Genomic DNA, 16,384 nt, shown 5'->3' with positions numbered 1-16,384 from the left:
CCGCCTTCGAGGCACAGTTCATACTCGACCTTCCCCCGCGTCACGATGTCCCGGACCTTCGGCCGGAGCACGTGAGCGGAGTACGGCCGCCACTCAAGCTCTCCACTCACGCGGCTCTCCACTCACCCGGGTCTCCGCCGTCGCCAGATCCGCCGTGCGAGAGTCCCGTCCTTCCGTGAGGCTCCGCACCGGGGGCAGGGGAACGGACGCGAGAACATCGCGCCGCACGACCCGCACGCGTTGATCGGAGTCGCGTCCGTGGTCTCCGGCTCCGCCGGGATCGACCGGTCCCGGCCTACGCTCACCGGGCTCGCTCCCACATGCGGAGCGTCCGCTTCACCAGGGCCACGACTTCGAGCACGCGGAACGTGTGCGCCTCGAATGCCTCTCCGGACGCCCGGTGTACGCCATGCCACCGGCCGGACTCGTCTTGCCAGACGTCGCACTCCGGGACGAGATCGCTTCGCCACGTGTCCGGCTGCATCCGATCTGCCTTGTCCATGGGTCAGGGGTAGCGCGCTAAGCGCGCTAGGTGCGCTTCCATCGCTTGTCGGATCACGAGCGCTTAGCTTGCCTTCGTGGCAATCGAGACGAGCCCGCCAAGGTGGCGCGTGGTCTACGAGATCGTGAGCAAGCGAATCCGCTCCGGGCATTACAAGGTCGGGGAGCGCGTCCCGTCGTTGCTCCAACTCGTGGACGAATTCAAGATCGCCAACGCCACGGCGCAGAAGGTCATGCGTCAGCTCCGGGCGGACGGCTTGATCCAGACAGAGCCCGGTATCGGCTCCACGGTCGCGGACCCGGAGCACTGGGAGCCGGAGACCCCGAAGCCGTAGCCGAACCCGTCCGGGCCGTCAGCGTCGCTCAGACGGCCCGCACCCCCGTCTCCGGTCTGTCCGGCACTCCGGAAATCGACGAGGTCTTCCCGATGCCGCCTCAGCGGTGACGGGCCCAGCCCGCCGTGGCTCTCGATCCCCCAGGCGATCTCGGCGCGCGGCGACGCGGCGGGATACCCCTCTGCCGATCGAACCGACATGCGAGGCGACGGTTGCCATATAAATAGGAACGTATCTCCTCCCATCGACCAAAAAGGAGTGCCGGCGAACGGCCCGTCCGGTCTAGAAGCTCGACACGCCCGGAGTCCTTCGGCCCCGATTTCGCGACAGGCACGACCGATCACCCCTTCCGTGGAGGTCGCGATGTCAGAGCAGGACTTCACCCGTGAGATGCCCGCCGAGGCCAGGACGGCGCGGGTCATCATGTTCGTTCAGGGCGGGCTGATCCTCGTGATCTACCTGATCCTTCTGTTCCTGCTCGCGTCCCAGGGGGTGGCCGGGAGCCTGACCGTTCTCATTCTGCTCAACCTGGCATGGGGCTTCATCATCGTGGGCGTCGCGTTCAATTTCGGCAGCGGCAAGAGGTGGGTGCGGATCGCCGCGCTGATCGTGGAGGGCATCATCGTGTTCAATGCCGCCCTCACCCTGTTCAGCGGCGGCAATGTCGCCGCCACCCTGATCGGCCTGATCCTCGCCATCGTGGTGCTCTACCAGCTCACCCGCCCCGCCGCCCGAGGCTGGTTCGGCGCTTAGAACGCCCCCGCCTTATCCCGCCTTACCCCGCCTCACCCGGCCTCGCTCGCTTCACCCCGCTTCACCTCACGCCCGGCCGCCCGCACCGCGCCGGTGACGCTGTGACCTCGCCCCGACCGCGGTTGAGGGCCCGGAGGTATCGCTCTCATTGATCATGAGCTACGGTTTGTGATTCACAGGGACGGTTTTCGCATCGTCACCGGGGATCACGCGGGGCCGTCGCGTGCGAGCCGCCGCGGCACATTTTCAGGTCGACATCGGTCAGGGCGCCTGCAGCGTGGCGGGCGCCGGTTTCGGGGGCCCGCCTCCGGGGGTTTGGGCATCCGTTTATGACATAGCCGTCGTACCGCCACAGGAGGAGACACAGGGGGCGAGGGGGAGGCGTGGTGACCCGACACGAGAAACCCACCGTCGAAGAGCTCGGCCTCGATCCGGCCGCGCAACGCTGGAAACGCTCGGGGGTCGGCGATGAGGCGATCGAGGTGGCGTTCGCGGACGCGGACGGCGAGCGGTGGGTGCTGATGCGGCTGGCCGGGGACCCGGCCGCGCCCGTGCACGTGTTCAACCGGCACGAGTGGGAGTGCTTCGTCGACGGCGCCAAGCGGGGCGAGTTCGACGACGCCGGCTGAGTTCACGGCGTTCGCCCTGCTCAGCGGCGGTACGAAAAAACTTCGCGAGTCAAAATACGGGGGCGTTAAACTGACACTAACGCCCTGTCAAAGGGAGGGTCAAGGTGAGCAACTCCTTCGGGGCGACCGTCGCCAAGCGCCGGTTGTCCCGCCGTCTCGCCGAGCTCCGGACCGACAGTGGCCACACCGCGAACCAGGTCTGCGACAAACTCGGCTGGGGCCGGGGCAAGGTGGGCCGTTTCGAGGCGAACGCCTGGCGGCTTCCCCAGCTCAGCGACATCCGCGATCTGTGCCGCTTCTACGGGGTGTCCGAGGACGAGCAGAACGAGCTGGAGGAACTGGCGAGACTGGCCCGCGCCCGGCAGTGGTGGCGGGAGTACGCGGACGTGTTCGGCGACTCGGAGTATCCGGGCTTCGAGGCCGACGCCACGCGGATCTGCGTCTACATGCCGCTGATCCTTCCCGGCCTGCTGCAGACCCCGGCGTACATCGACGCCTATATGCGGGTGGGTCCGAAGCCGCCGGAGTGGCGGGAGCGGGCGCTTGAGGCGCGGCTGCGGCGGCAGGAGATCCTCACCCGCGCCACCGGCCGGCCCGACCTGGTGGCCGTCATCACCGAGGCGTCGCTCATGTACCGCTGGGGGACGCCCGCCGACCGGCGCGCCCAGGTGGAGCACCTCGTCGAGATGGGCGCGCGGCCGAACGTCGAGCTGCGCATGATCACCTTCGACAGCGGACCGCATCCGGGCATGTCCTCGCTGATCAGCATCTTCGACTTCCCCGGGGACGAGCCGAGCATGGTCTTCCTGGAGAACGACTCGGCCCTGCAGGAAGTGAACACACCGGAAGAGGTGGACGCCTATGCCCTGACCTTCGGCCGCATCCGCGAGGCGGCGCTCGACGCCCCCGCGACGGCGGCCCGGCTCGAACGGCTCGCTGCACAGCTGGAGTGATACATGATCGACCTGTCTCAAGCACAATGGCGCAAGGCAAGCCGCAGCACCGGCGCGAACACCGGCTGCGTCGAGATCGCCGCCAACCTGCCCGACGTGACGGCGGTACGCGACAGCAAGCGTCCCGAGGCCGGGGCCCACGTGGTCAGCCGGTCGGTCTTCTCGGCGTTCCTGGCCGATGTGAAGGCCGGACGCTACGACCTGTAGGTTCTGCCGGCGCACGGCTCGTGAGATCCCCCGGAGTGGCCGCCCCGGGGGATCTTTCATGTTCCGCGCCTGTCTCAAGGCACCGTCCGCACGATACATCCACGGACCCACCCGTAAGAGATGAATCTAGATCTTTTTCGGTCAGAAGGTTGTCAGCGCACCCCCGATTCAATAATCTGCGTTTCACAGATGCATACATGCGAAGGCTGAGAATCACGAGAACGGGTGTTCGCCTCCGGGGCTGACGTGCCTCGGGTCAATTGTGGGGAAGTGCGAGAACCCGCAGGTCGAGGGAGTGGCACACGGTCTTCGTCCAGGTAACACGCTGCGCCGGAAGCGGCACCGGCAAACCCCTCCCCGGTCCGCGTTCGGCGCAGAGTGGGGCATTAGGGTCGCCACCAGCGGACCCCTGCCTCCACAGGTGTACGAGGAACATCACGAGCTGGGCGGTGTGATGAGAACCAACCTGGCGGAGGCAGCGCCGATGGCAGAAACGGGAGCCGACTTAGCCCGGGAATGCGCATTATGGGCGCTGCCCTCGAACGGCACGTGCGCAGGCGTCGCGAGAAGGCTGCTCCGGCAGGCCCTGGAACGCATGGGCCTCCCCGACGACCAGATCTACGACGCGACCCTCGCGGTCAACGAACTGGCCGCCAACGTCTACACCCACGTCCTCACCCGCACCCGCCCCACCACCCCAGGCCCCTCAACCACCACCCCAGGCCCCTCAACCATCGCCCCTGACGCCTCCTCCGCCCGCGCCACCTCCTCGATCACCACCGCCGACGCCTCGCCCGGCATCCCCGACCCCACACCGGCCGGCGCCCCTGAACTATGGCTCTACCGCCGCGGCCAGAACGAGGACGCCCAACTCGTCTGCAAGGTCTTCGACCCCCAGCGCGAGCCCCGGACCCGCATCCCCACCCAGGTCACACCGGCCCACGAGTTCCAGGAACACGGCCGCGGCCTCACCATCGTCAAGAACCTGGCCGCCAATTGGGGATGCCACCTCACCCGCTCCCGCCTCGGCGGCAGCTGCTCCATCCCCGGCAAGGCCGTCTGGTTCGCGATGCCCCTCCCCCCGTGGTCGGCCCACCGCCCCCCACCCCGCCTCACCCCGGCCCAGGCCGCCCACCTCCTGCAATCCATGCTGGCGGCCCGAGGCATCCCCGGCATCACACGCTCCGACGAGTGGGGCCAGTCCACCCTCGTCATCCGCAACACCCTGAAGGTCCGCTGCCAAAACGCCACCTTCACCTGGACGACCAACGGCTTCTCCGCACACTACGCCTTCTGCGATATCACCGAAACGGCCGAACAACTCGTCCGTCTCCACGAGGAACTCTTGTCATCGCCTCCGATCCACGCGCACGCCGAGGAGTAAGCGACCGGGAAAATCATGGCGATTGTCAGATTCGGTTTCCCTGCCTCAGATCGTTGAGTTCAATACCGGGGCATAAGCGGCTGAAGGTTGTCTTCGTTCACCCGCCATAAGCCGATACCTGACGACCGTCATGACGGGCACGACCAACGCCGAGGTCGGTAACCGCAGAGCGGTTACCGCAAACGTTGAGCACGGCTCTAGGCATGATCCGACGCGCGACGATGTATGATCACTATGCACCGTCTCGGGAATGTTCGATGAGCAGGAAGTATGGGCGAGGGCGAACTTCGCCCTCGTCACGAGCGTCAGAACTACGTACCCTGATGCAATGGCGGCAGCGGCAGTTAGCCACAGGTGCGACGAGGATGACGATTCCTACACCGGCTGCGACGAGGGGATCACCAGACCGGTGTCCCCTCGTCCCAGGGGCTGTGTCAATTTGGGCCAAGACCAACGACCGGGCAGGGTATGGTCTGGTTCAGCAGCAGCGAGGGCTCTTCCACGTCGGTATAGCGTTCGTCTCGCCAGAGCTGCCTGCGATATTGGCCACAACCACCACGGCCAGCGGCACCAGGACGGCTACGAGGGCCACAGCTAGGAGTCGGCGCATGGTTCACTCCTGTCACATTGGTATTCTCCGTCCAGCATTTTAGGGGTGCAGGTGACTACACGGGACCTGATTAGCAAAAGAATCAAGGAGATTCGGCGTCAGCGCGGGCTTTCGCAAGCCCAACTCGCACACCCGGAACTATCTGACAGCTACATTTCACTGATCGAGAGCGGCAGTCGCACACCCACTCCAGCGGTACTCGAACTGATCGCGTCCAAGCTTGACTGCTCAGTCAGCTACCTCGTCAATGGAGTCACGGCTGAGGAGATGGAAGAGCTGGAGCTCACGCTGCGCTACGCCCGCATGGCGCTTGAGAACGGCGAGATAGCCGAAGCACGTAAGCGGTACACGGAACTCCTAGCCAATCCCGTTCTCCCTTCGTTGACATCACTGCGGCTTGAGGCTGAGTACGGTGCGGCACTCGCGGCCGAGGCCTGCGGCGAGCTTCAAGAGGCGATCAACCTCCTGACGCGCATCCGAGACTCTGCCGAAGAACTCATGACCGACGAGCGACGCGTAGCCGTCGCCATCGCTCTCTCCCGCTGTTACCACGACCTGGGCGAGACAGCCTTGGCCATCGAAGTGGCCGAGAAGGAAATCAGCCAGATGAGCGGGGCAGGATGGACTGACGAGTTGATCGAGTTGGGCTCAACCCTGCTCGCATCCTACTTCGATCGCGGGGACCTGCTCCGAGCACACCACTACGCAAAAGAACTCCTGTCTGCAGCAGAGGCGCTCGGGACTCCTCGCGCGATCGTTGCAGCTAACTGGAACGCGGCCCACGTCGCCGACCTCCTCGGCAATGGCGAGGAGGCGGTTCCACTTGCCGAGCGCGCAATGGTCGTGCAGTCCGAGAATGGCGAGCCCCGTAACATTGCACGTCTACGCACAGCGTATGCAGCCATCCGGCTCCGCAACCGTCCCGATGAATCGGCCGCTTGCCGTGATCTACTCCTCCGTGCGGAACGCGAACTACGGGAATCTGCCTCAAGTACACTCGATCTTGCGTTCTGTCTCCAGCACCTGGCGATTGCCGAGCTAGGCCTTGGCCACGTTGAACTGGCCATCGACTATGCGCAGCGCGCAATCGACCTCCTGGAGAATCACCCCGATGTACGTGCAGATGTGCAAGTGATCCTCGGGCAGGCATACCTGCTGCTCGGGCGGCGGCGCGAGGCGGCCGCCCAGGTCAACGCGGCAATCGAGGTTATGGAACTCGGACCGATACAACGGACCACCGCCGAGAGCTGGCTCACCGCAGCCGCAGTGCTGGAAGGCGCCGGCGATCAGGAGAACAGCGCCATAGCCTACATGCGCGCCATGGAGTGCGGAGGGCTATAACTGCATCACCATCTGCGCTGGAGGCATGCGCCCGACAATGCTGACAGCTAAACTGGACCAGAGTTAGGTCAAGCGCAAGCCTACGCTGGTTACAGACAGGCCACCTGGCGTGAAGAAGGGCAGGAGTGCCCATGTCGAACCCAGACGCCATCAGTCGAAGAATTAGGGAAGCCCGTCGCAAACGTGGCTTGTCGCAGGCCCAACTCGCGCGCCCTGAACTATCCGATAGTTACATCTCGTTGATTGAGAGTGGGAGCCGAATACCAACACCAGCCGTGCTGGAAATCATCGCAACGAAGCTGGGCTGCTCGGTAGACTATCTACTCCATGGCATTTCAAGCGAGGACACGACAAGTTTCAGAAACAGGCTGAACACGGCCAAGGAACTCTTAAGAACAGGAGCAAGACAGGAAGCCCGAGAACGATACGTCGAGCTATTGGCTGACCCTAACATCGCCCAGGTTCCGGAATTACTGCGGGAAGGCGAATACGGCTTGGCACTGGCTTCAGAGGCTTGCGGTGATCTTGAGGAGGCCATTCGTATCCTCATCGCCCTACGAGAAAAACGTTATGACTCTCTCACGGATGACCAGCGCATTGGAACTGCCCTAGCCCTGACTCGCTGCTATAGGGATCGAGGCGAGACTGGCATGGCCATCGAGGTCGCGGAGCAGGAGATCTCCGCGATGCTCGGAAAGGGATGGACCGACCACCTCATCGAACTGGGCGCCACTCTCTTGTCTTCGTATTACGTGCGGGGCGATCTACTCCGGGCCGAACAATACGCGGCCGACCTGCTGGCGGCGGCCGAAGCGCTCGGCACTGCACGTGCCATCGTCGCGGCTAATTGGAACGCAGCCTGGCTGGCCGAGATGACTGGCCGATACCAAGAGGCCCTACCGCTTATCTCACGTGCTTGGCAAATGAAGTCTGAGCTCGACGACCCGCGGCACAGCGCTCGACTCCGTGTGGCGTATGCGGCCATTCGCCTGATAGTTCAGCCCAGCGAGGCTCTTACTTGCCGGGAGCAACTGCTAATAGCAGAACAAGAGCTTCAGGAGTCATCGGCAAGCACTCTCGACCTGGCCGACTGCCTTCGCCTCCTGGCGCAGGCCGAGATCGAGCTCGGCCATGCGGATGCAGCTGTTAAGTATGCGCTCAGAGCCCTCGATGTGAACGGGGACAGTAGCAGCGAGTTGCGTGCCGATACACTCACTTTGCTCGGCCAGGCGTATTTGATGCTGGGACGAGTCAATGACGCCGATGCCACGCTCAAGACGACGGTTGAGGTTTTGGCGCATGAGCCGGCCACCCGTACAACGGCGGAGACCTGGCTCATGGTTGCAGCGGTGCTGCAGGGCATTGGAGATCCGGAGGGGAGTCAACTGGCCTACCAGCGCGCGATGGAGTGCGGCGGAGTATGAGTTCGTCGTCGCAGAAGGCGCCCAATATGCCTTCTCATGGTTGGGTGGCGTAGAGGGGCAGGGAGGCGAAGGCGCGGGTGGTGGAGGTTATGCGGCGGCGGGGGGTGCCGTCCAGGTAGAGGGCGGGGGCTCGGTTGACGAGGGCGCCCAGGACGGCGCGTAGGTGGGTTTTGGCCACGGTTGCGGTGAGGTGGGAGTGGGCGCCGAGGCCGAGGCTCAGGTGGTCGGTGGGGTTGCGGCGGATCTCGAAATGGTCGGGGTCGGGCCATTTGCGGGGGTCGCGGTTGGCTGCGGCGAGGAGGAGTAGGACTCGGCCGCCTGCGGGGATCAGGGTGTCGCCGATGCGGACGTCTCGGGTTGTGGTGCGGGAGAGGATCTGGACTGGGGGTTCGAGGCGGAGGGATTCCTCGACTGCGGCGGCGACCAGGGACGGGGTGGTGCGCAAGGCGTGCCAAGCCTCAGGGTGGGTGGCCAGAAGCCACAGCATGCCGGAGATGCCGACCGCGATCGTGTAGACGCAGGGCATGGCGAAGGTTTTGAGCAGGTGGACGGTCGGGTCGTGGCCGCAGGTGGCGGCGTGGTCGGGGGTGGCCGACGCAGGGGTGGCTGACGCAGGGGTGCAGGAGGCTGTGAGTTCGGTGGTGAGGAAGGTGAAGACGCTTTCCAGGTCCATGAGGGCGCGCAGCGTGTGGTCGTCCAGGGGGGCGTTGGCCTGAAGGGACGCCTCGGCGCAGGTCATCAGGTCGGGGCGGGCAGCGGCGGGGAGGCCGATCAGGTCGCCGATCGTCTTGAGGGCGAACGGGGTGGCGAGCTCGGCCACGGCGTCGAAGGAGCTGCGGGCGACGAGGTCGTCGACGAGTCTCTCCGCGTGGTTGACGATGACCGTTTCCAGGTCGTTGAGGGTAAGCGGCGTTGCACGGCCGGCCGGTGAGGCGGTGGAGGAAGCGGTGAGGGCGGTGAGGGCGGTGATTGTGAGGTCGGGGCTGGGTGCGGAGGCGTCGGTGGTGGCGCTCGGCCCGGCGGGTGCGGTCCGCCCGCTCGTCGCGCCCGTGGCAGGGATGCTCAGGAGGTCGAGGAGGCCGGTGCCGTGGGCGGGGGTGAAGATTAGGGGGTGGTTGAGGGCATGACGTACCTCCCGGTAGCGGGAGAGCACCCAGAGGCGGTGCTCGGGGAGGTATACGGCCGGGCCCGCGTTCCGGATGGTGCGGTAGGCGCCATGAGGGTGCGCCAAGACCGGGTCGGTGAACAAATCCACTCCGGCGACCGGCGCGGAAGCGATGGTCATATTTCCCTCCTTGTTACCTTCGGCGTTACCCGGCGGCGTTGGGAGATCACGACGGTGACCGCGACGGCGGAGAGCGGACGGTGCCGCCGCGGCCATGACCCGCCGGAGGTGCCCCGGTGGGAGTCACTACTCGGTTGCCCCCGTACGGCTGGTTGCCCCTGTACGGCGGCCCGCCGCCGCACACGGGGACCAACATCTAGGTGGCCCCGCTTGACCGCCCGCGGCCGGACGGTCAAGCGCTGTGATCGTTAGCCCGTGTACCGCCGCGCGCCGCGCGAGGTACACACTTGCCCCGCGTGACCGCCTGTGGGCCGGACGGTCAGTCGCTCTGATCACCCGCCCGTGTACCGCCGCGCGCCGCGCGAGATATGCACTTGCCCCGCGTGACCGCCTGCGGACGGGACGGCCAGGTGCTCTGATCACCCGCCCGTGCACCGCCACACGCCGCCCGAGGTACACACTCGCCCCGCGTGACCGCCTGCAGACGGGACGGCCAGGTGCTCTGATCACCCGCCCATGCACCGCCACACGCCGCCCGAGGTACACACTCGCCCCGCGCGACCGCCTGCGGGCCGGACAGTCAAGCGCAGTGATCGTTAGCCCCTGTACCGCCGCCTGCCGCCCGAGGTACACGCTCCGCTTTCCCCGCGTGACCGCCTGCGGACGGGACGGTCCAGGTGCTCTGACCACCCGCCCGTGCACCGCCACCCGCCGCCCGAGGTACACACTCGCCCCGGGTGACGGCGTGCGGGCCGGGCCACCCGTTCTGGCCGCCCGTCCGTGTACCGCCCGCCCGCCGCGTGACGTACACACTTCGCCTGTCCCCGTGCGGTCGCCTGCGGGCGGGGCGGTCAGGCGCTCTGGTTGCCCGCGTACGGCGGTCGGCCGTGGTAGGCGGGGCCGGCGGCCTGGAGTTGCATGTCCTCGTGGCTGGCGGCGCGGATCTCGCGGCGGGCGAAGTCCTCGCGGTGCACGACCACCTCGTGGTGGACGAGTCGGTCCTGGCGGGCGAGGGCCTCGCGGCGCAACTGGCGTTCTCGCCGGGCCGCGGCCTCCTGGCGGGCCGCCGCCTCGCGGCGGGCCATCGCCGCCTGGCGGGCGCGGGCGGCGGTGAGGCCGAGGGTGGGGCCGTCGGCGGCGGACTCCGAGGCGAGGGTGTGGATGATGTCGCGGGTGGGGGCGACGACGGCGCAGCGCTGGGCCGCGTAGTGCAGGGCCATGCGGTGGTGTTCCACGGAGAAGTCGGCGACGGCGTCGCTGACGACAAACGTCTCGATGTCGCGCATGAAGGCGTCGCAGGCGGTCATCAGGACCCCGAGGTGGGCGTAGATGCCGCAGATGATGACCTGGTCGCGGCCGAGGTCCTCAAGCAGGCCGGCGAGTCCGGTGCGCTGGAAGGCGCTGTAGCGCCAGGTGTTGATGCGGATGTCGCCCTTGCGCGGGGCCAGTTCGTCCGCGATCTGGGCGTCGGCGGGGTCGGCGCCGAGGCCGGGGCCCCAGAAGTCGCGGGTGAGGCCGCGCTGCTCGGGGGTCTGCGCCGCGTGCTGTACGCCGTACACGACGGGGATGCCGTTGTCGGCGCAGTGCTCGCGCAGGGCGAGGCAGTTGGCCATCAGCTCGCGCCACGGCGCGCCCCAGCGGGCGAACACGCGCAGGAAGTAGTTCTGCATGTCGAGCACGAGCAGGACCGATCGCCTCGGGTCCGGACGCCAGGCCACCCGGTTCTCGGGGACCTCGTCCGGGATGACGTAGGGGTCGATGGGCAGGATCGCCATGGTTGGTCATGTCCTCTCTGGCTGGGGGATCGCCGACCCCGGGGGCGTACGGCGGAGCATGCGCGGGGCGGGTTGGCCCGCGGAGTCCCGCAGACGCCGCCCCCGTCGAGGACCGCGCCGATCTCCTCGACGGGGGCGGCGGGCACAAGGGTCCCGATCGGACGGCGAAGCCGGCGCTCGGCGGCGTTCGTTCCGGTCCGTCAAGACGGCCTCACAAGGTCATCAAGTTTCTTGACTGGCTTTGTCAACCCACTGTCGAGAGTAAATAAAACAAGCTGGAAGCGATATATGCCAACCCTGTCGTGACCAAGTCGTAATAATTGCTGCCATCCTTACAAGACTCCTGACAACAAGTGAGACTTGTGGGACTCCTGAGACAAAGCGCAGGTCATCGGTGAGTACCGTCATAACGGATCGCTATATAGCATGGCCGAAACATCGGTTCAGGCCGATCCGATTCATCCGGTCCCCGGTCGCCGAACTTCCCTTCCAGGCAAAACCCGACACATAACTACTTGTCAAAGTCACGAGTTGATAACGGCTATTCCCCGGTTAATCAATCGGTGCCTATGCTCCGAAACCGGTGAAAGCCTTCGCCAAGCTCGCCCCTTTGGAAGGGCCCGCCCAGGGGGCTTCCCTTCCCGCGGAACCGCGGGTCCGTCGGCCGGCTCTCCGGCCGGGACACGTTCCCGGCCGGAACGGATCACCGGGATGGTCCGCCCGGCCGGCGGATCCGCCCTCAACCCACCCATCCCGGGGGCCCGGTCCCCTGCCCGGAACCGGAGCGCACCCCCGGCGACCAGCAAGGACAGATCAAAGATGAGCAGTCGGAACCTGGCGAGGGCCGGCGTGATGCTGGGACTGTCCCTGGCGGTGACATGCGCGGTGACCGCCGCCGCGCACGGCGTGGCGGCACCCGCGGCCAAACCCACCCCCGCTTGCGTGAACCTGGTGGAGCACGTGCCGCCGAAGGGCGGCTACTCCGGCTACACCCTGGTCCGCAACCGGTGCGCCACCGGCAGGTACGTCAAGGTTTCCTACACCAACCCCCAGGCCCGCGTCGGCACCTGTCTGGCGGCGGGCCGTACCCACTCGTTCACTCTGCCGTGGAAGTACGAGCGCTACCGCGGCGTCAAGGTCAAGACGATCAGCGAGACGCCCAGGACGTGCTGATCGGAAACCTCTTGTAAAGATCACTGTCAAGCCGGGTACGGCTGCCGCCTTCCGCAGCCCGCGGCAGCCGTACCGGCGCCCCGCGTCCGGCGGCCCGGGGCCCGAGCCGAACGGCGCCCGTGCCCAACAGGGCCCGGACCAAACAGGGCCCGGACCAAACAGGTACCGAGCAGGGCCCCAACCAGATAAGAGCCCGAACCAACAGGAGCGAGCCGACACGATGACCGCCCTGGACCTTGCCGACTTCGCCCCTCCCCCTGCCCGCGCCGCACGCCGCAGCCGCTGGATCGCGCTGCCGGTGCTGTGCCTTGGCCAGGTCATCGTCGGCCTCGACCAGACCGTGCTGCACATCGCGGTCCCCTCTCTGACCTGGAAGCTGGGCGCCGACCCCACCGAGGCACAGTGGGCGATCGACGCCTACACGCTCGCCCTGGCCGGCCTCCTGCTGGCCGGTGGCCGGCTGGGCGAGCGTCTGGGCCGCCGACCGATCCTGGTGCTGGGGCTGACCGTGTTCGCCCTGGCGTCGCTGGCCGGCTCCCAGGCCACCGCCGTCGACCAGCTCATCGCGGCCCGCGCGGCGATGGGCGTCGGCGCGGCCCTGATCATGCCGTCGGCGCTGTCCCTGCTGATCGATCTCTTCCCCGATCGTCGGGAACGGGCCCGCGCCGTCGGCATCTGGTCGGCCGGGATCGGCGTCGGCGTCGCGGCGGGCCCGGCCGTCGGCGGCTGGGTGCTGGAGAACTTCTGGTGGGGCTCGATCCTGCTGGTGAACGTGCCGATCTGCCTGTTCGCCCTGGTGGTCGTCCCGATCCTGGTGCCCGCCTCGCGCAATCCCGACATCGGCGCGGTGGACCCGCTCGGCATGCTGCTGGGCGTCCTCGGCCTCGGCGCCGTCGTCTGGGCGATCATCGAGGCGCCGCCGCGCGGCCTGACCGATCCGGCGGTGCTCGCCGCGGCCGGGACCGGGGTCGTCGCGCTGGTCGCGCTGGCGCTGCGGGCGCGCCGCCGTACCCCGCCGCTGGTGGACATCCGGGTGCTGCACGGCCCGCGCTTCGCCGCCGCGACGATCGCGATCGCGCTCACCTGGTTCTGCCTGTTCGGCGCCCTGTTCGTGATCGCCCAGCACCTGCAGACCACGCTCGCCATGGGACCGCTGGAGGCGGGCCTGCGGCTGCTCCCGCTCGCCGGCGGCCTGCTGGCGGGCGTGCTGCTCGCCGCCTGGCTCGGCGGGCGCGACGGCGAGAAGACCCCGGCCGTCGTCGGGCTGATGCTGATCGCGGGGGCGATGGGGGTGCTCGGCTCGACGACCGCCATGTCCGGGTACGGCCAGCTCGCCGTCGTCCTGGCGGTCGGCGGCTGCGGCATGGCGATGGCGATGAAGACCACCACGGAGGCGACGCTGCGGGCGGTGCCCCTGGCGCACGCCAACGTGGCGGCGGCGATCGGCGACGCCGCCCGGCAGGCGGGGGGCGCGATCGGGATCGCGATCCTGGGCGGCGTCGCCCGAGTCGTCTACGCCGCCAACATGGCCCCCGCCGCCGCCCTGGTCGAGCCGGCGCGGCGGGAGGCGGCGCTCGCCAACGTGTCGGTCACCGTACGGGTGGCCGAGCGGATGCCGGAGTCGGAGGCGAGCGATCTGCTCGCGCAGAGCGCCTCGGCGTACGCGCACGCGATCAGCGTCGCGGCCTGGATCGCGGCGGGCGCGGCGATGCTGGCGGCGCTGCTGGTCGCGATCTGGCTGCCGCTGCAGCCGCGCCGTACGCGGGCGAGATCGCGGCCGTCGCGGACCGGGCAGCGGCTCATCCACCCGCAGCTGCAGACGCTCTACCTGGCCGCGCTGGCGCTGCGCCGCAGCCTCGACGACGGCTACCTGCCCCCCAGCCACACCCTGCGCCACCTGGCCCGGCTGACGGTCCGCGACGCCGACGGCGGCGTGTGGCTGATCGAGCCGTCCACCGGCCGCTTCCTGCGCCAGGAGGTCGCCGACCCGCACACGTTCGAGCCGGCCGAGCTGCCGGACCCCCTGCAACCGGACCCGGCGCCCGCCCCGGCGGGCGTGCGATGACGTTCCCCAGCGGACCCCAGCGGACCCCAGCGGAGGCCGAAATGTCACAGATCCACGAGTTAACCGCGCTCGAACTCGCCGCGGCCGTACGATCCCGGACCCTGTCCCCCGTGGAGATCGCCGAGCACTACCTGGACCGCATCGCGGCGATCAACCGCACCGCGGGCGCGTTCGTCACCGTGACCGCCGACGTCGCCCTGCGGCAGGCGTACCGGGCCGAGCGGGAGGTGCTTGAGGCCGCGGACCCGTCGGCGCTGCCGCCGCTGCTTGGCGTCCCGGTCCCGGTGCAGGACCTCACCCCGGTCAAGGACGTACGGCTGACGCTCGGCTCGGCCGCCTTCGACGAGCTGGTCGCGCCCGTGGACGACCCGGTGGCGGCGAGGCTGCGCGAGGCCGGGACGACGCTGCTGGGCAAGACGACGACCTCGGAGTTCGGCCTGTCCTGCTTCACCGAGAGCGACGTGGCCCCGCCCGCGCGCAACCCCTGGTCCCCCGACCGCACGGCGGGCGGCGCCAGCGGCGGGTCCGCGGTCGCGGTGTCGGCGGGCCTGGCCCCGGCCGCGCACGGCGTCGACGGCGCGGGGGCGGTCCGGGTGGCCGCGTCGGCCTGCGGGGTCGTCGGCCTCAAGCCCTCCCGCGGCCGGGTGCCCGCCGGGGCGTGGGCCCCGGATCCGTTCGGCCTGTCGGTGCCGGGCGTGCTGACGCGCACGGTCGCCGACGCCGCCGCGCTGCTCGACGTGATCGCCGCCGACGGCGACGGGGAGGACTGGACCGCGCCGCAGGCCGAGCGCTCGTTCGCCGCCTGCGCCGAACGCGAGCCGGGCCGGCTGCGCATCGGCGTCACCGCCACGCCGCCGGTGCCGGGGGCCGAGCTCGACCCGGAGGTCAAGGCGGCGTACGAGCAGGCGTGCCTGCTGCTGGAGTCCCTCGGCCACGAGCTGGTGGACACCACCCCGGTGCTCGGGCCCGAGTCGGCCCGTTACCTGGACGTGCTGTGGTTCACCACCGCCCGGCTGCACACCGTACGCTCCAGCCGCGCCCACCAGCTGCGCCCGCTGACGGCGTGGATGCGCGGCATGGGCCGCCGCGTCGCCGGGGCGGAGGTGCTGCGGGCGCACGCCGAGCTGGAGAAGACCATGCGCGGGGCGATGCTGCGCCAGGAGGCGGCCGTGGACGTCGTGCTCACGCCCACGCTCGCCCAGGCGCCGCCGCCGGTCGGTTGGTTCACCGACGAGGTGGGCCCGGCCGAGACGTACGAGCGCATGCGTGCCTTCGCGCCGTTCACGGCCGAGGCGAACCTGACCGGGCGTCCCAGCATCAGCCTGCCGCTGCACTGGTCCTCCGAGGGGCTGCCGCTCGGGGTGATGCTCACCGGGCGCTGGGGCGAGGAGGGCACGCTGCTGTCCCTGTGCGCGCAGATCGAGGCCGGTCGCGGCATCCAGGAGGAGAGCCGACTGTCCGCCGCCTGAGCCCCCCTCCGACGATGAAGGCCCCCGCCTTACTCCATCCCGTACGGCTCGCCGCACGGGCGGTCAGGCGGGGGCCTGATCATGTTCGGGGGTCCCAGACCCGGCCTTCGCCGGCCGGGTCGTCATGGGCGGCTCTTCTGCCTTGGCCTGTTCCGTCCTGGCGGCGATTCAACGCTCGCCGCCCCGCCGCCACGCCCCATCCGCCAAGGCCATCCGAGCCGCATCACCAGGACACCCAGCCAAGCCCCGCCCCGGACCTCGGATCAAGCCCACATCGGCGGCGTGACCCGCATGACCCGCGTCGGCCTGCTCGGCCTTGGCGGCGATTCAACGCTCGCCGCCCCGCCGCCACGCCCCATCCGCCAAGGCCATCCGAGCCGCACCACCAGGACACCCAGCCAAGCCCCGCCCCGGACCTCGGATCAAGCCCACATCGGCGGCGTGACCCGCATGACCCGCGTCGGCCTGCTCGGCCTTGGC

At 68.6% G+C, this 16,384-nt stretch carries 15 protein-coding genes; 12 read left to right on the top strand and 3 right to left on the bottom strand.

Annotated features, from left to right (window positions below; translation table 11 throughout):
- Positions 1–301: 301 nt before the first annotated feature.
- Positions 302–502, bottom strand: coding sequence for a hypothetical protein (locus tag AB0K60_RS31115; protein WP_364063178.1), 201 nt, complete (start codon positions 500–502; stop codon positions 302–304).
- A 76-nt stretch (positions 503–578) separates the two neighbouring features.
- Here AB0K60_RS31115 and AB0K60_RS31110 point away from each other — a divergent pair, with 76 nt between their 5' ends.
- The 8 genes from AB0K60_RS31110 to AB0K60_RS31075 all read left to right on the top strand — a co-directional run bounded on the left by AB0K60_RS31110 (position 579) and on the right by AB0K60_RS31075 (position 8,137).
- On the top strand, positions 579–836 hold the full coding sequence (locus AB0K60_RS31110; RefSeq protein ID WP_364063175.1) for a winged helix-turn-helix domain-containing protein: 258 nt from the start codon (positions 579–581) through the stop codon (positions 834–836).
- A 363-nt stretch (positions 837–1,199) separates the two neighbouring features.
- Entirely contained in the window at positions 1,200–1,589 is a 390-nt protein-coding gene (locus AB0K60_RS31105) for a hypothetical protein (protein ID WP_364063172.1), read from the top strand.
- 386 nt (positions 1,590–1,975) lie between these two features.
- Positions 1,976–2,218 (top strand): DUF397 domain-containing protein, encoded by a 243-nt coding sequence (locus AB0K60_RS31100; protein WP_364063169.1) that lies wholly within the window; start codon positions 1,976–1,978, stop codon positions 2,216–2,218.
- 104 nt (positions 2,219–2,322) lie between these two features.
- Complete coding sequence (locus tag AB0K60_RS31095; RefSeq protein WP_364063166.1) at positions 2,323–3,171, top strand: helix-turn-helix transcriptional regulator; 849 nt, start codon at positions 2,323–2,325, stop codon at positions 3,169–3,171.
- 3 nt (positions 3,172–3,174) lie between these two features.
- Positions 3,175–3,378: a DUF397 domain-containing protein gene (locus tag AB0K60_RS31090; protein WP_364063163.1), complete on the top strand. Its 204-nt coding sequence runs from the start codon at positions 3,175–3,177 to the stop codon at positions 3,376–3,378.
- 484 nt (positions 3,379–3,862) lie between these two features.
- Positions 3,863–4,762, top strand: coding sequence for an ATP-binding protein (locus tag AB0K60_RS31085; RefSeq protein WP_364063160.1), 900 nt, complete (start codon positions 3,863–3,865; stop codon positions 4,760–4,762).
- A 661-nt stretch (positions 4,763–5,423) separates the two neighbouring features.
- Positions 5,424–6,713 carry a helix-turn-helix domain-containing protein gene (locus tag AB0K60_RS31080; RefSeq protein WP_364063157.1) on the top strand — a complete coding sequence of 430 codons (1,290 nt, stop codon included), beginning with the start codon at positions 5,424–5,426 and terminating at the stop codon, positions 6,711–6,713.
- A 131-nt stretch (positions 6,714–6,844) separates the two neighbouring features.
- The gene (locus AB0K60_RS31075) at positions 6,845–8,137 is read left to right on the top strand and encodes a helix-turn-helix transcriptional regulator (protein WP_364063154.1); all 1,293 of its coding nucleotides are present in this window, start codon (positions 6,845–6,847) and stop codon (positions 8,135–8,137) included.
- A gap of 34 nt (positions 8,138–8,171) precedes the next feature.
- Here AB0K60_RS31075 and AB0K60_RS31070 read toward each other — a convergent pair whose 3' ends face one another.
- Positions 8,172–9,422, bottom strand: a complete 1,251-nt coding sequence (locus tag AB0K60_RS31070) for a cytochrome P450 (protein ID WP_364063151.1) — start codon at positions 9,420–9,422, stop codon at positions 8,172–8,174.
- Between the two features lie 851 nt (positions 9,423–10,273).
- Positions 10,274–11,197, bottom strand: a complete 924-nt coding sequence (locus tag AB0K60_RS31065) for an isochorismatase family protein (protein ID WP_364063148.1) — start codon at positions 11,195–11,197, stop codon at positions 10,274–10,276.
- A gap of 819 nt (positions 11,198–12,016) precedes the next feature.
- Between AB0K60_RS31065 and AB0K60_RS31060 the strand changes: the two genes are divergently transcribed.
- The 4 genes from AB0K60_RS31060 to AB0K60_RS31045 form a co-directional block, all read left to right on the top strand.
- Entirely contained in the window at positions 12,017–12,370 is a 354-nt protein-coding gene (locus tag AB0K60_RS31060; RefSeq protein ID WP_364063145.1) for a hypothetical protein, read from the top strand.
- Positions 12,371–12,590: 220 nt separating this feature from the next.
- Positions 12,591–14,435, top strand: a complete 1,845-nt coding sequence (locus AB0K60_RS31055; protein ID WP_364063142.1) for an MFS transporter — start codon at positions 12,591–12,593, stop codon at positions 14,433–14,435.
- Positions 14,436–14,476: 41 nt separating this feature from the next.
- Positions 14,477–15,904, top strand: coding sequence for an amidase (locus tag AB0K60_RS31050; protein ID WP_364063139.1), 1,428 nt, complete (start codon positions 14,477–14,479; stop codon positions 15,902–15,904).
- 282 nt (positions 15,905–16,186) lie between these two features.
- On the top strand, positions 16,187–16,384 hold a 198-nt coding region (locus tag AB0K60_RS31045; RefSeq protein WP_364063136.1), incomplete at its 3' end, for a hypothetical protein.

Origin of the sequence: Thermopolyspora sp. NPDC052614 (assembly GCF_040678635.1) — a bacterium.
Classification (GTDB): Bacteria; Actinomycetota; Actinomycetes; order Streptosporangiales; family Streptosporangiaceae; genus Thermopolyspora.
This window is presented reverse-complemented; position numbering and strand designations above follow the sequence as displayed.